Annotated in this window: 14 protein-coding genes; 6 read left to right on the top strand and 8 right to left on the bottom strand. The window is 49.5% G+C overall.

The window, feature by feature from the left end; all coding sequences use genetic code 11:
- Positions 1 to 14: 14 nt before the first annotated feature.
- Together RDM37_RS02530 and RDM37_RS02525 are read right to left on the bottom strand one after the other, a co-directional pair.
- A complete protein-coding gene (locus RDM37_RS02530) occupies positions 15 to 971 on the bottom strand; it encodes a nitronate monooxygenase (protein WP_308554715.1) in 957 nt (318 codons plus the stop codon).
- A 211-nt stretch (positions 972 to 1,182) separates the two neighbouring features.
- Entirely contained in the window at positions 1,183 to 2,532 is a 1,350-nt protein-coding gene (locus RDM37_RS02525; RefSeq protein WP_308554713.1) for a fimbria major subunit, read from the bottom strand.
- Positions 2,533 to 3,469: 937 nt separating this feature from the next.
- Between RDM37_RS02525 and RDM37_RS02520 the strand changes: the two genes are divergently transcribed.
- Both RDM37_RS02520 and RDM37_RS02515 read left to right on the top strand, forming a co-directional pair.
- Entirely contained in the window at positions 3,470 to 3,706 is a 237-nt protein-coding gene (locus RDM37_RS02520) for a hypothetical protein (protein WP_308554711.1), read from the top strand.
- Positions 3,707 to 3,807: 101 nt separating this feature from the next.
- Positions 3,808 to 4,035 carry a hypothetical protein gene (locus tag RDM37_RS02515; protein ID WP_308554709.1) on the top strand — a complete coding sequence of 76 codons (228 nt, stop codon included), beginning with the start codon at positions 3,808 to 3,810 and terminating at the stop codon, positions 4,033 to 4,035.
- A 636-nt stretch (positions 4,036 to 4,671) separates the two neighbouring features.
- Here the strand turns inward: RDM37_RS02515 and RDM37_RS02510 are convergent.
- Complete coding sequence (locus tag RDM37_RS02510; RefSeq protein WP_308554707.1) at positions 4,672 to 5,172, bottom strand: helix-turn-helix transcriptional regulator; 501 nt, start codon at positions 5,170 to 5,172, stop codon at positions 4,672 to 4,674.
- A gap of 664 nt (positions 5,173 to 5,836) precedes the next feature.
- Between RDM37_RS02510 and RDM37_RS02505 the strand changes: the two genes are divergently transcribed.
- Together RDM37_RS02505 and RDM37_RS02500 are read left to right on the top strand one after the other, a co-directional pair.
- A complete protein-coding gene (locus RDM37_RS02505) occupies positions 5,837 to 6,655 on the top strand; it encodes a dihydroorotate dehydrogenase electron transfer subunit (RefSeq protein ID WP_308554705.1) in 819 nt (272 codons plus the stop codon).
- Complete coding sequence (locus RDM37_RS02500; protein WP_308554703.1) at positions 6,649 to 7,563, top strand: dihydroorotate dehydrogenase; 915 nt, start codon at positions 6,649 to 6,651, stop codon at positions 7,561 to 7,563. Before RDM37_RS02505 ends, RDM37_RS02500 begins: the two co-directional genes overlap by 7 nt.
- A gap of 745 nt (positions 7,564 to 8,308) precedes the next feature.
- Here the strand turns inward: RDM37_RS02500 and RDM37_RS02495 are convergent.
- Positions 8,309 to 9,955, bottom strand: coding sequence for a tetratricopeptide repeat protein (locus tag RDM37_RS02495; protein WP_308554701.1), 1,647 nt, complete (start codon positions 9,953 to 9,955; stop codon positions 8,309 to 8,311).
- Positions 9,956 to 10,075: 120 nt separating this feature from the next.
- Here RDM37_RS02495 and RDM37_RS02490 point away from each other — a divergent pair, with 120 nt between their 5' ends.
- Positions 10,076 to 10,711, top strand: coding sequence for a hypothetical protein (locus RDM37_RS02490; protein ID WP_308554699.1), 636 nt, complete (start codon positions 10,076 to 10,078; stop codon positions 10,709 to 10,711).
- Here RDM37_RS02490 and RDM37_RS02485 read toward each other — a convergent pair.
- The 4 genes from RDM37_RS02485 to RDM37_RS02470 all read right to left on the bottom strand — a co-directional run bounded on the left by RDM37_RS02485 (position 10,708) and on the right by RDM37_RS02470 (position 12,516).
- The gene (locus RDM37_RS02485) at positions 10,708 to 11,355 is read right to left on the bottom strand and encodes a class I SAM-dependent methyltransferase (protein WP_308554697.1); all 648 of its coding nucleotides are present in this window, start codon (positions 11,353 to 11,355) and stop codon (positions 10,708 to 10,710) included. The two genes, RDM37_RS02490 and RDM37_RS02485, sit on opposite strands and share 4 nt — an antisense overlap.
- Before the next feature lie 20 nt (positions 11,356 to 11,375).
- The gene (locus tag RDM37_RS02480) at positions 11,376 to 11,855 is read right to left on the bottom strand and encodes a type II 3-dehydroquinate dehydratase (RefSeq protein WP_308554695.1); all 480 of its coding nucleotides are present in this window, start codon (positions 11,853 to 11,855) and stop codon (positions 11,376 to 11,378) included.
- Positions 11,856 to 12,067: 212 nt separating this feature from the next.
- The gene (locus tag RDM37_RS02475) at positions 12,068 to 12,322 is read right to left on the bottom strand and encodes a DUF5053 domain-containing protein (protein ID WP_296953370.1); all 255 of its coding nucleotides are present in this window, start codon (positions 12,320 to 12,322) and stop codon (positions 12,068 to 12,070) included.
- A 56-nt stretch (positions 12,323 to 12,378) separates the two neighbouring features.
- Positions 12,379 to 12,516 (bottom strand): hypothetical protein, encoded by a 138-nt coding sequence (locus RDM37_RS02470; RefSeq protein ID WP_308554797.1) that lies wholly within the window; start codon positions 12,514 to 12,516, stop codon positions 12,379 to 12,381.
- Positions 12,517 to 12,720: 204 nt separating this feature from the next.
- Between RDM37_RS02470 and xerA the strand changes: the two genes are divergently transcribed.
- Positions 12,721 to 13,650 (top strand): site-specific tyrosine recombinase/integron integrase, encoded by a 930-nt coding sequence (gene xerA, locus RDM37_RS02465; protein ID WP_308554693.1) that lies wholly within the window; start codon positions 12,721 to 12,723, stop codon positions 13,648 to 13,650.
- The last annotated feature ends 192 nt before the right edge of the window (positions 13,651 to 13,842 follow it).

Here is a 13,842-nt window from a genome sequence, read left to right as displayed (position 1 = left end):
ATAAGGTATAACCCCTAGCAATTTGTCCAGTTCATATCGAGCAGCTCCGCACGAGCAGCATTGTACTCAGCAATAAGATTTTCGAAGATCTGAGCCACTGGCTGCACCTGCTCTATCTGCGCAGCCACCTGGCCAATCTCTAGTTCGCCCTCCTCGAGATCTCCCTCGAAGATACCGCGCTTCGCTCTGGCCCGCCCTAGTAGCTCTCGTAGCTCATCGGTAGAGGTACCCCGAGCTTGCAGGGTGGCCACCTGTTGGTAAAATTCATTCTTCAGCAAGCGTGTCGGAGCGAGCTCCTTGAGGGTCAATATCGTGTCTCCCTCGTTACTCTTGACACACGCCTCCTTGAAGGCTGCATGCGCGCTACTCTCCTCACTCAGCGCAAAGAGCGTCCCGATCTGCACACCATCGGCTCCTAGGCTCTGAGCAGCCAAGATAGAGCGTCCCGAAGCTATCCCACCAGCCGCCACGAGGGGCAGGTCAATAGCCTGCGCCACAGCCGGTATCAGCGCCAGCGTCGTCGTCTCCTCACGACCGTTGTGACCACCAGCCTCAAAGCCCTCAGCGATTACCGCATCGACACCTGCCTCTTGGCACTTGACGGCAAACTTCGTACTGCTGACCACGTGCATTACCTTGATACCGTGCTCATGGAGGAGGGGAGTAAAGCGCTTGGGACTACCAGCCGAGGTGACCACGATAGGCGCCTGCTCCTCGATGATAATCTGAATCAACGTATCGATCTCAGGGTAGAGTAGCGGTACATTAACCCCAAAAGGTCGATCCGTAGCCTCACGGCAGCGGGCTATATGTTCGCGTAGCACCTCCGGGTACATCGAGCCAGCACCTAGGAGACCGAGCCCCCCCGCATTGCTCACAGCCGAGGCCAGTCGCCAACCGCTACACCAGACCATACCGCCAGCGATGATCGGGTAACGTATGCCTAGTAGGTCGCAGAGTCTATTCTTCATATCGTCTTCATTGCAAATTCAAACTTCCTGCACAAAGCTACGCAAATCACGCCACATATCGTCTCTTTTGTTGCAAGGAAAAGCATCGAAAGAGTGTAAGCGATCCAATCTGATCAATGACTGTGCAAAGGCAACGCCACGCTCAGGAAGAATAGCTTATTTTCCTAAGCGTGGCGTCTATAATTAAGTGTGATCTGTTGGATAAGGGAGACTACAAGTCGGCTTTATCATTGTGCTCCTCAAGAGGCGTGAGGGTTATGGTGGCAGAGATGGGCTGCTTGGGGATGTACTCCTCAGGATGATCCGCAGGCTTCAACATGAGCGGAGTGCCAAAGTCTGAGATACTGGTGATCTCGATACGATATTCGTTGTTTCGAACAATGCCGTAGCGTCCGTAACGTTCCTGAGTCGTGGCGTGCTGAACGGGTAAATAATAGTAGTTGTAGCTCCTGAGGTAGTAGCGCAACCCCTTGTAGTCAATAGGTATTAGCTCTCCACGATGCTCAGGAGTCGTGATAAGCATCCTATCACCTTGAGTAGCTACATACTCTTCACAGACCTCTTGCAAAGCTTTCGGATAACCCGCTGGTACTTTTACGACAGGTTTCGGATTGCTCGTAGCCTTGTTGCGCTTGTGGATGGCCTTGAGGTAAGTGTCAAAGTCATGCCCACGATAGTACCGCCCGTCGAAGCTAACCCACCCCTCGTCAGACTTAAAGTCACCAAGCGCATCCAAACTAGCAGGATAAAGCTTGTAGCCAATGAGCAGAGCTGGCAGGAAGTAATAAGTGTTGTGATCGGGATCGACCGTTGTCTCCAAGGCGTAGTGCCCATAATAGGTCAGATCACACTCATCAAGTGTCTTGGGTACGAGCTTGAGAGACTCTAGGTTGCAGATCGTATTATTGTTATTGTGGAGTCTGTAAGTATCAAGAAGAGCTTTTTGGTTACTCTGATTACTACTTGCGATCTCCTGATAACCTGGGGAGTAAGCATATCGCGTAGCAAAGGTTGAGCCATCACCAGGCTTCTCCATGACACTCTCAGTCCCGATAAGTGTAGCTAGCTCGCGCATTAAGAACGACTTAAGAGAGCTATTCCCGACCTTAAATGTACCACCATTGGTCAAGTCAATCGACATATACTGAGGGACTTTAGGCTCTCCAAATAGTCTCACACGAGCCATCGCCCGTGTCAGTGTAACAAGTACTGGTGAGGCTCCTTTGTCAAATGCACTCTTATCAATCTGGATAGGACCCTGATCGTTACTCCATACGACAGAAGTAACCTTGTCACCTGACTTAGTGTATAAATCTACGAGTTTGTATGTCGAGTCAAAGAGCTTGCTCCACGAGACTCCCTGACCAAAGGTGCTTTGGATAGCCGGTGTGCCGTTGAGCACAGCGACTAGATAATAGGAAGATACTGGCAATGACATAGATAGGGGAGTGTTCGTCGTCAGCTCAGCCTTGCCAAAAGTGCGGTGAGCTACCAGCGTCCGCTCTGCAGGCTCAGACTCATTCGAGAAGAAGTATAGATCTAGTTTCTCTACTGCGGACATAGGATCATTCTCGCCAGCTCTAAGATCTACTCCTCGGCAATTCAACTGTATCGTCAAGTTCCCATCCGTAGCTACTGGGGTAACCGCCTTGGGCGATTTACGACATGCTCCCAATAGCAGTACACTCATACAGAGCACTAGTGAGAAGAGTCCAGGTGCTACTGAGTAGCTACGCCTTTGTTTGTGAGACTTTTGTGTCTGACAGTCTCTAGTCTTCGAGAGTAGTTTCATAGATATATGGTTTGTGTGAAAATGAGTGATCTGATTTTCTATAGGTGCGAAGATATACAAAAAAGACGAGACCAAAAAGTGCACACGAGACCACACTCCACTTCGAAAATCTCATTGCCAATGACCTGCAGGAACGATAGATCCCCCTCTGGTTGCTGTCCTTACCTTTACTACAACAAAGGTAAGACCAACCCGTTTAACTGTCCTAATCTCGGATCGATTTCTTTTCACTCTGCAAAGTTGAAGTATTGGTCGTTAGTTTGTATCTTTGGAGTGCAATCAATCCAATTACCTTATGTGCAACTTAGATTACGTTTACGAACAGCTCACGGCTGGTCGTGATGCCTATATCATTGACTACGCCTCTGATCTTGCTGTACACTACTCCCCAAAATTCGGGGATAAGGTCGAGTGTAAAGGTGCGAAAAGCGCTGGAGGAATAACTGTGATGGAACCTCAAGGCGATCGGCTGGCGTTCGAATGTACTCTTGCTGGAGATATTGTCTCCAAAGAGACGTACGATTGTTTCTAGTCTTGGAAGTGTGCGTAGTACTCGATAGACTTCCGCTTTAACTCGTCGTACTTCGTAGTGCCTATCGTTAGGGTTCTGAGCTCTTCGTAGAGCTTGTCGGGCTGGCTGCGGGGGGTATACTTTGTTGTGTTATTGGTCGTTAGTTTGTACCTTTGGCGTTGAATAGGTTGAGTTATGAAGATGGGCAAAGCAGGATATACCGCTGAAGAGAAAAGGCTCGCTGACGAGTTGGCTCGTTCGTGCGGGTACGACTTTGCTGGTTTCGTCTGTGAGTACAAAGGAGGAAAGGCTTTCTTGGGAGACCTTAATACCATGAGGTATGTTGGTATTCCTCCCGCTATTCTTGTCAAGGATGGCGTGGCTAGGGAGCTTTCAGTGGAGGACTCTCTGTATCTCATAGGTCGCTCATAGTCTTATGGACAACTCTAGGTGCTACATCAGTATTTATAGTAAGATAGTCTGCACGATAGCTGGTCGTTAGTTTGTGCCTTTGGTGCAGAATGCGTTGAGAAATGAAAGATGTAAGCGAATACGAAGCTCTCTACGACTTTGACAAGAAGAATGAAGACGATGTGATCTATTGGACTTCTGAGATAGACAAGCTAGACTCGCATCTGTTCTCATTTGACAAGAAGATGGTCTACAATCTTTTTGAAGACTATCCAGATCGACTAACGAAGGAGCAGAAAGCAATCTTCGATAGAGAGAATCCGTATTGGGTGAAGTTCTTTGGCACATAGCCGTCACTTCGCTGTTACTGCTATTCGCCCAAGCTGCCTCAGTCGCTTCGTGCTTGCGGTGTCAAAGATTACAATGCACCACACGCTTTGACTTCAGTACTCGTCTAGCTGTACGACAACGGACACCCTCCCGCTAGACACTGTCATGCTTCCCTACACGGGCTACAAGTCTCGCTCTAAGTCTCTAACCTCTAAGTCCTCCGATCACTTCGATGGATAGGACCTCGTAAGAGGTCCGACGAATCATAGCCGTGGGTCGGAGGGGCAAAGCCCCGAACGACCCACGGGGACAAGACGGCAGTAGTTTATCGACCCCTTGTGGGTCGGACTAGACGGGTTTATAGTCCCAGTCCGACCTCCCACACAGGGGAGGTCGCTTGTTTCGTGTGGCTTCCCCCTCCCCCAGTCGTTCGGAGCTTTGCTCCTCCGACTGGGGGCTATGATTCGTCCGACCGCAAGCGGTCGGATACTCGTCTCGCTGTACGACAACGGACGCTCCGACAAGCTGCGGCCGGTGCATTACTCGTGAGATTTGCGGAGTTGAGGTCGGGAGTTTTATTTCTGGCCTAGGTAGAGATTAGGCTTCAAGCTTGAGATATAGCCGACTAACTTAGTGGTGGCAGTCAGATGCGATCACTACTTCGCACTGCTCTGAGGAACGAATATCTCATAGCTTCCATCGCTATAGAAGATGCGTATTTCACTCACCTCACGGGTGGCTGTATGCTGCTGAAGTAGCACTTGACGTATCTGCTCGACCTCCTCTGAAGTAAACGGTATGGAGGTGAGCCCGCTCTGTAATGTTGACTCAGAAGAGGGGGTCGCGTGCGCTGTCTGTGAAGATGGTGCACTGGTCTCATAACTCCCGAAGAGACTACTCTCTATGGGTAGTGAGACGCTTTGCTCCTCACGCTTAGGTGTCCCCTTGCCAAAGAGCAACCACTCATAGCTCCACGATGGATAGGCAGCTATGATATTGTTGAGTGTCTCTATGGTGGGGCGATTGCGCCCGTTGAGCATGTGACTAATAACAGACGGCGTAATCCCCGCCTCAGTAGCAAACGCTGTAGCATTTAGCTCCATAGACTCCATCATATAGCGGACACGCTCTATAATTCTCTCAGATTCTATTAGCATAGTCTTCTTCCTTAACAATACATTTGTGACGCGTGAAATTGTAGACAGTTGAATTGTGTCAAGCGACCTTCTCGATACAAATGTAGTAAATACAATTGAAACGACAAGCAACTTGGCTGACAAATAGGATCCAAATAGGGTATTGCTTAGTAAGTAGCTACTTTTCTACTTGCACTTCAGCTACGTATATCAAATTCTATTGGTTGGTTATTTGATAGTTAGCGATACGTCTAGTAGAGTAGGGTAGGGACGGGGCTATTAGATGCCTATATATAGCAATATAATAGTGTAGACTCACTTATCAGTCTACTTGTATCTATCTCATACATAGGTTATAGAAAAACATTTAGCGACGATGATAATATCGTGAAACGACTCCTTTCACAACTAAATCGACAGTGTTGCTTCTGTATTTGCAATGAGAGTGTCACTTGTGTAAAGTATTGGATGTTACGTTTGTGTTGGTTTGATTTTGGAGTTGTAACTTCAATTTGTTTGTTTGTGATTGGTTGGTTTTTCATTTGTGATTCGCTTATGATCCTTCTCCTGGCTATTCACCTATATGGAGCAAACGGCAAAAAAGCCGTACTTTTGTCTCAGCAGAAGCTAGGAGTCCCAAAGAGAGGCTCTCGATAGTTTTCTATACGCACACAAATGAATGGATATGGATCGGACCAAATCATCACAGCCTGCGAGCGTTGATGCTGTTGTCATAAACAATAAGCAGGTAGCTCCACGCTATCACCTACTTTACTTAAGGCTGGAGATCAGCTCTAGCTCTAGTGCATCGTGGCTACAAGGGGTGGCTCCTGGACAGTTCGTGCAAATAGACTGTCGCCCAGCAGGAATACTCTTGAGACGCCCCATATCTATATATAAGTGGTCTAGCGAGGAGCTATGCCTGACCCTCTTAGTGCAGCGTGTGGGACGTGGCAGTAACTATATGTGCGATCTAAAAGCGGGTGACAAGGTCAATATAATTGGTCCCTTGGGCACGCCCTTTGCGACAGATCCCGCCATTGCTGGAGCGCGTCCGCTCCTAATTGCTGGAGGGGTCGGTATGGCTCCCATCATTATGCTGGCGCACCACTTGCAGCAACTATCAGGAGTGCACCCGCATCTGATCATAGGTGCTCGCACCTCTTCTTTACTGATACTTCGCGATGAAATTGAGCAGATCGGTTGCTCCTATAGTTATACGACTGACGATGGGTCGTACGGTACTCGGGGAGCCGTCTTGGCAGCTCCTGAGCTAGAGCAAGACGACTACTCGATGGTCTACACTTGCGGTCCTCGCCCTATGATGCGAGCTATCCATAGCTGGGCTAAGAAGCACAACGTGCCAGGCCAAGCTTCGCTCGAAAACCTTATGGCTTGTGGTGTGGGGGCATGCCTTTGCTGTGTGGAGAATATTGCAAACCAGGGGAATACATGCGTCTGTACGGATGGTCCTGTATTTAACTTTGATCAACTATTATGGTAAGCACATCGGTCAATATAGGAGGGGGCATTACGCTTAAGAACCCCATTCTAACAGCTTCTGGTACTTTTGGATATGGGTTGGAGTTTGCTCCATTTCAAGATCTCAATGAGCTCGGTGGATTTATAGTCAAAGGAACTACCCTGCATCCCAGACAAGGGAATCCATACCCCCGTATGGCAGAGACGACGGCTGGTATGCTCAATTGTGTAGGCCTACAAAACAAGGGCGTAGACTACCTGGTAGAGCATATCCTACCTGAGATAAGTCACTATGATACAGAGATACTGGTCAATGTGAGTGGCTCTACGATCGAAGATTATGTAGCCTGCGCTGAGCGACTAAATGACCACCCGAAGGTGCGTGCTATCGAGCTCAATATCAGCTGTCCGAATGTAAAGGAGGGCGGAATGTCTTTTGGTGTCAATTGCGACAGTGCCTACGAAGTTGTCTCGGCGGTGCGAAAAGCTTACAAAGGGCATCTGATGGTCAAGCTTTCGCCCAATGTCACCGATATCACATCGATCGCATGCGCTGCCGAAGAGGCTGGCGCTGATAGCCTTTCGCTCATCAATACGCTCCTCGGTATGGCGATTGATGTCAAGACGCGAAGACCTAAGCTATCGACAATCACTGGAGGACTGAGTGGCCCTGCTGTCAAGCCGATAGCCGTTCGTATGGTGTGGCAAGTGGCGCAGGCGGTGTCGATACCAGTCATAGGGCTAGGAGGCATCGCTACTATCGAAGATGTGATCGAATTCCTCTTGGCGGGCGCTACTGCTGTGCAAGTGGGTACCTACAACTTCGTCGAGCCAGACATAGCCTCCAAGCTTGTCCACCAGCTATCTAACTATCTCGAAGAAAATCATATATCAGACGTTCAAGAGCTGATCGGAGCCGTATCCATCTAACGACTCCGAGAGGTACCCGTGATATCTTCCGAGTTCTTTTCGCGATTTGCGAAGAAGGGTCGGATTTATCGCCAAAAATGCGTCACCCCTGGCTGGGGAAATCCAACGCCGGCTTGTTACAATAATTTAGAGCCGACTACATATCGATACGGCGCTGTGTCGGTGAAAAGTGATTTCCACGTGGATATTTCGAAATCTCCACGTGGATATTTTTTATTTCCCAGGTAGGGAATAAAAAATTCTTCGGAGGAATCAAATGAAACTTCGGAGGAATTGTTTGACGCCCACGTGGAAAATAAAAAATATCCACGTGGAGATTTGAGATTTTCCACGTGGATATTCGAGAAAGGAGGGAATCGGACGAATTTCCCCGTAAAGATATGTAAATAGAGATTAGAGGTTAGAGATTAGAGAGCAGGGCGGACACATTATATATAATGAGCCCATCTAGCTCTCTATGGAGGAAATCGAAAATACCCTGGTAGAGATCTCTGATTATCTAGTGAGGGGTGGAAAAATTCTTCGGACTTATGATTTCATTCTTCCGAAGTTTCATTTGATTCTTCCGAAGTTTTATTTCTCGCCTACGTGGAGACTTTTTGTTTTTCACGTAGCTATTGGGGATTTCCTCGGGAGAGATCCGAATCCTCGCAAATGTCGGAGTGCTTGGTCTGGTTGTGTAGCTCCTGTCAGAGCAATTATAATGCGTCAGCCCTGTCTGGCTGCGCCATAACCCGCAGGAGGATTACAGGATGTTGACCCCCCTTTTTTGTAGCTCCTTATACTTTGGGTTGTTTTTCAAGACTCGTATGTTTTCAAAGATGCAAGGATAGGGATAACCCCACTCCGCAGAAACCTCCCAGAAGTAGCGTGCTAGCTCTACATGCCCATGCTTTATGAGCGTACGAAGCAGGAGATAGAAGTTGCTATCGTTTAAGATATCTAGCTCTTTACACTCCTTGATCTTATCGGTTAGGATTTGCATTGCTTGCTTCTTATCCCCCGAACCAACGAGGGCAAAGACGCGTGTGAGGGATTTATCGCCAGAGGTTTTTTCTAGTATGGTCTTGTAGTCGGCTTTGGCCTGCTTGCCTTTACCTTGAGCAGCATAGATGTCTCCACGAAGGAGGTAGGCTGAGGGGGCGGGATGGGAGTCTTTCGCCATTGCTTGCTCTACATCAGCGAGTGCGCCAGAGAGGTCTTTGATCTCACTCTTGTAGTAAGCAAGCTTGTAGTAAGCATGAGCGTCGTCCTTGTTGCAATTGGGATGTGCAAAGTAGTTATCGAGCTCTGTGATGGCAGCTTTTGTATCTCCAAAAGCGTGGAGCATCATCGCCTTGTTGTAGTGATAGCCTGCGAAGGAAGGGTCTGTCTCGATCGCCATATCTGTGTACAATAGAGCGGAGTCTAGACTTCCCAACTCTACGTAGCATATTGCCATCTGCTCAATAGTTGATAAGTAAAAGTAACCACCTTGGGGTACCGCTTTTAGAGCTTTCTGAAAGTAGTGAACAGCTTGCTCACAATCGGCATGACACGAGCTATCGTATAGTGTCGCGAGCAGGAGCACCCACTCGGGACGATTGGGTTGCTTACGCATCTCCTCTTGGAGCTTAGATATCCATCTTGCGTCATCGTCAGACCGAGTCAACAAAAAACATAGATGCTTATAGAGCGTATGATCCTTGTCGTCGCCATGTCTGCTTAATCCCTCTATAGCAAGGTCCATCGCCTCATCTGGAGAGCCACTCATACGAAAATACTCAGAGGCTCGGTAATATGCTTTAGGAGCAGTGGGCGCAAGGGTTAAGATGCTAGCCCAAATTGGAGAAAGGTTGTCGTTCCCCAGTTCTTCCAAGGCTTCGTAGCCTTTTTTATCATTAGGCGATACATAGATCATCTGCAGAAAGTCCACCTGAGCGAGTTCTTGTTGTTCCATTGATAAGTAGAGATTAGCTCGCTGCTCATAGAGGTCTAGATTGTTAGGATCCTTTTGGATAGCCTTGTCTAAGGCCTTGAGCTTTTTTGTCCTCTGCTTCGCAGGAAGGTAGGCTGCTCTCCACATAGCATAGGCTTCGTTGCCACGCTTGGGGTGCTTGTGCATAAATATGACACTCTTCATGATAGCCTTGTAGAGCTTGTCTATATCTTCTAGCTCAGATTTTGAATTGCTATAGAAGAGGGTGAGCTTAACCCAGGCTACGGGATCCTCGGGGTGAGCCTTAAGCTCCTTGTTGATGTAGGTAAGAGAGTCTTTGGGATGAGTTCTCTCAGCATCTTTTACCTCCATTTCTTGATTCGCTTGGGGCGTGTGTAGCTCTTTGCCTTGACTGCTCATGCTGATCATCACTAGACCTAGTAAGATCACTAGACCGACTCCTAATCGCTTCATAGATTTGGTTGATTGTTGTTGATGCTACAAATATAGTTCATTTATGTGAGCGGACACATAGGCTTCTTTCATTATCCTGTTGTATCTTTGTGGTGTAATAACTATAAGTCTACCTGTACTATGAAACAAGACGCAACTGCTGCAAAGCAAAACTCGACGAAAAGCTATACTTGGCTCATCTATCTGGCGGCATGGCTCGTCATCGTGCTGATACAGTCCATACTGATCGGGCAGAGTAGCACGATGGCTAAGTCCTTCTTTCAGGCTCCATCACACTATCTCTCTACATGGCTGCTCGACATCTTTCTGATCGCGATCTTCTACCTCAACTACTACTATGTAGCTGGGCACATGATGCGCCGTCGGCACTTTGGCGGCTATATCGCTTTTGTGGTGATCGTGGCGGTGGTCGCGCTCTTTATGCCGATCCTCTGCAAGGCACTCTTCGGGTGGCGTACGCCTACGCAGGATCTGCCCTTTGTTACGGTCTCTTGGTCGGGTGCTATCGGAGCTGTCACGGTCATCACGATCGGACTGGCGGTGCGTGCCCTCCTAGAGTGGCTCAAGCTCAATAAGCTCACGACTGAGCAGCGTGAGGAGCTGATCAAGCTGCGCAACGAGGTGACCTCGCATAAAATGCAGGCGAAGAGTGGCAACGCTCAGTCTGCTACGGCTGATGCGCCTAAGGCAATGCCTACACCAGCAGAGCTTGCAGCACAGGCGGCAAAGCCTATCGCTCCGGCTCAGCCTGACTAAGCTGGTAGGATGCGAATGATCGTCAGCCCATCACGAAGCGGCAGGAGGAGCTGCTCCACGCCACTGTCTTGAGCGATCAGTTCGTTGAAGTGCTGGATCCCTTCGAGTTGCAAGTCGTGATGGGGCGAGGGGGCGGTTACCTTGCCGTCCCAGAGGGTATTGTCCGCAAGGATAATCGCCCCGGGGCGTAGTTGCTTGCGCAGTAGCTGGTAGTAGTCGGGGTACTGACGTTTGTTGGCATCGATGTAGACGAGGTCGTAGTCGTGCTGTGCGAGTAGTGCGGGCATCAGCTCTAGAGCCTGACCGTGGTGTATGTGAATGCGCTCGGCACAGCCGCTACGCGCTACAAAGGGGGAGAGGAAGTGGATCATCTCGGCATCGCACTCGATGGAGTCGATCTCACCCGCCACAGGCTCTAGTGCCATCGCCATGGCGATCGTTGAGTAGCCACTATAGGCTCCCAGCTCTAGGACACGCTGGGCACCACTGAGCTTAATGAGCATCGAGAGTAGCCCTGCCTGTGTAGCACCACACACCATCCTCGGCTGTAAGAGTCGCACATAGGCCGTGCGTAGCAGCTCATCCAGTAGGGGATGCCCGAAGGAACTGTGCTGCTGGGCATAAAGCTCTAGCTCTGCGTCCATACTCTATATAATATAAGATGTCAACGGCTCAGCTGAATGGCAGCCTGTACGGCTAAGTCGTAACTGGCTACGCCAAAGCCGGCGATGCTACCACGGCAGGAGGGCGCTATGAGCGAGGTGTGGCGGTAGGACTCACGGGCTAGTGGCTGGGAGATGTGCACCTCGATGACTGGTAGTGCGATAGCGCGTATCGCGTCTGCGATAGCTACGGAGGTGTGCGTGTAGCCCCCCGCATTGAGTATGACTGCCTGGTAGCCTAGTTCCTGAGCCATGTAGAGGTACTCGATGAGTGCGCCCTCGTAGTGCGAGTAGCGGATAGCAACTGTCGCCTCGGTGGTCTCACGGGCGAGCTGCTCCAAGTAGGGAACTAATGGCGTCGAGCCGTAAATCTCAGCTTCGCGCTGACCCACTTGGATTAGGTTAGGACCGTTGAGTATGAGTATGGCTGGCTTGCCCGTGGTCGGGGTAGAGAGAGATTCGATCAAACTATTTGTAGACATAGTGAACTTGTCGGTTTAGATGCTCTTTAGTGAGCAACAAGTGAGCATCAAAAGCGTACAAACTAGGGACCTTGGGTGTCGCTCACTCTGTTCGCAAAGGTAGTGATTTTGGCTATACAAATAGCCCCCACGGGCTAGTCGGCTAGTGGGGGCTGGTGTGCGCTCTATAGGCTAGAGCGACTTTAGTCAATAAGGGGGTGATGAGACCCCGCCTATATACTTTCGGCTGCTTGTCTAATACGTTCGCTTAGGTCGAGGAGTGCGTCTCGCATCTGTGAGGCTTCTTCTTGATTGAAGCCCCCTTGATTGCCATTTCCGTCAATGCCGTCCATCTTGTGGTAGAACCACGATGAAGATCGGTGGAAGTATGTGTTTGCAAAGTCTCTCCACGAAATCGCTTGTAGTATCCCTTGCATCTTCTTTTTCATATCAGTGATGAGTTCTGGCGTAGTGATTATTGTTTCCATTGTGCTGTAGTGTTTGAAAGGTATTTTTCTTGATACTAGTCTGCTGTGGGGCGCGATTACTCGTATGGTTGTCGTACCATTGAGTCAAAGAGTTGCTGCAAGTCCCATGATAGTTCGGGATAGCCGTTAGGATAGGAGCGGTTGTAGTTTCGCAGTGTCTCGATGAGTTCTTTTTCTGCGAGTGTTACCTCCATTTGAATTGTTTCTTGCCTCATCTTTTTGATCTCTTATTGACGTTACAAAAGTACTACAAATAATCGTACTAAACAAGGGCTAGTGAACTTTAGCTTGGGGTGTTCTTTGCCTCTCGGATAGGAAGGATGCCATTTAGTGAACTTGTCGGTTTAGATGCAAATGGCTAACTTCGTACGGCAAAGATAGTAAGAAACTCCCTTGCAATGAGTCTAGAACCAAGACAGCAACTGATACAGCGCTACAAAACTTATCTGAGGCTGGAGCAGCACCTCTCGGACAATAGCATCGACTCCTACCTCTACGACGTGGACAAGCTCTACACCTACATAGACGATATGGGGCTGAGTCTGCGGGAGGTAACGTTGCAGCATCTCAACAACTTTGCGGCGCATCTGCTGGACTTAGGCATCTCGATGCGTTCGCTGGCGCGTGTGCTGAGCGGTGTTAAGAGTTTCTTTCGCTTCCTAACGCTAGAGGAGGAGATAGAGCATGACCCGACAGATATGCTACAGACCCCACCGATACATAAGAAGCTCCCTGAGGTGCTCACGCTGGCAGAGATAGACAGCCTCCTCGCAGCTATCGACGAGGATCGTATCGAGGCATCACGAGACACGGCGATCATAGAGGTTCTCTACAGTTGCGGGCTACGCGTTTCGGAGCTTTGCGGGCTAACCTATTCCGATGTCTTCCTCGATGAAGGCTATTTGCACGTCTGGGGCAAGGGACGCAAAGAGCGTCTGGTGCCGATGAGTCCTAAGGCAGTCTCTGACGTGCAGCGCTATCTCAACGATCCCTGTCGCTACAATGCGAAGCCGGAGTATGATCAGTATATCTTCATCTCACGTCGTGGTCAACCGATCTCTCGCATCACGGTCTTCTGTCTGATCCGCACGCTTGCTGAGCTCGCGGGCATACAGAAGGAGATTAGTCCGCACACGCTGCGACATAGCTTTGCCACGCACCTACTCGAGGGTGGAGCCGACCTGCACGCTATCCAGCTGATGATGGGGCACGAGAGCATAGCGACGACAGAGGTCTACACCCACGTGGACCGCTCTGCACTTCGTGCTGACATCCTGCGCTACCACCCCCGCAATCAGCAGCACCCTACACCGCACGATGCCGAGTGACCCTACCAAGCTCTAAAGAGACTATTGCATAAAGGCGAATCGCTGTGTTGCTTTCGGGATTCGGCTTCGGTCACATACGGAGGTATGCTCCCTTCAGACCTCACCCTCAGCGCCTTGCGCTTCATCCTTTCTGCAAAGTCTAGACAATCTTGCAAGCAAGATTGTGAGACTGTTGACTTTTGCAACAGTCTC

It is taken from the genome of uncultured Porphyromonas sp. (genome assembly GCF_902489635.1).
GTDB lineage: Bacteria > Bacteroidota > Bacteroidia > Bacteroidales > Porphyromonadaceae > Porphyromonas.
Note: the sequence above shows the minus strand (reverse complement) of the source record. Positions and strands in the feature narration are given on the sequence as shown.

Excerpts from the sequence above, each read along its gene's own strand:
- RDM37_RS02505 (WP_308554705.1), top strand. The coding sequence starts at position 5,837 with ATGGATCGGACCAAATCATCACAGCCTGCGAGCGTTGATGCTGTTGTC.
- RDM37_RS02490 (WP_308554699.1), top strand. The coding sequence starts at position 10,076 with ATGAAACAAGACGCAACTGCTGCAAAGCAAAACTCGACGAAAAGCTAT.
- RDM37_RS02510 (WP_308554707.1), bottom strand. The coding sequence starts at position 5,172 with ATGCTAATAGAATCTGAGAGAATTATAGAGCGTGTCCGCTATATGATG.
- RDM37_RS02520 (WP_308554711.1), top strand. The coding sequence starts at position 3,470 with ATGAAGATGGGCAAAGCAGGATATACCGCTGAAGAGAAAAGGCTCGCT.
- RDM37_RS02525 (WP_308554713.1), bottom strand. The coding sequence starts at position 2,532 with ATGTCCGCAGTAGAGAAACTAGATCTATACTTCTTCTCGAATGAGTCT.
- RDM37_RS02480 (WP_308554695.1), bottom strand. The coding sequence starts at position 11,855 with ATGTCTACAAATAGTTTGATCGAATCTCTCTCTACCCCGACCACGGGC.
- RDM37_RS02470 (WP_308554797.1), bottom strand. The coding sequence starts at position 12,516 with ATGGAGGTAACACTCGCAGAAAAAGAACTCATCGAGACACTGCGAAAC.
- RDM37_RS02530 (WP_308554715.1), bottom strand. The coding sequence starts at position 971 with ATGAAGAATAGACTCTGCGACCTACTAGGCATACGTTACCCGATCATC.
- xerA (WP_308554693.1), top strand. The coding sequence starts at position 12,721 with ATGAGTCTAGAACCAAGACAGCAACTGATACAGCGCTACAAAACTTAT.
- RDM37_RS02500 (WP_308554703.1), top strand. The coding sequence starts at position 6,649 with ATGGTAAGCACATCGGTCAATATAGGAGGGGGCATTACGCTTAAGAAC.
- RDM37_RS02485 (WP_308554697.1), bottom strand. The coding sequence starts at position 11,355 with ATGGACGCAGAGCTAGAGCTTTATGCCCAGCAGCACAGTTCCTTCGGG.
- RDM37_RS02515 (WP_308554709.1), top strand. The coding sequence starts at position 3,808 with ATGAAAGATGTAAGCGAATACGAAGCTCTCTACGACTTTGACAAGAAG.
- RDM37_RS02475 (WP_296953370.1), bottom strand. The coding sequence starts at position 12,322 with ATGGAAACAATAATCACTACGCCAGAACTCATCACTGATATGAAAAAG.
- RDM37_RS02495 (WP_308554701.1), bottom strand. The coding sequence starts at position 9,955 with ATGAAGCGATTAGGAGTCGGTCTAGTGATCTTACTAGGTCTAGTGATG.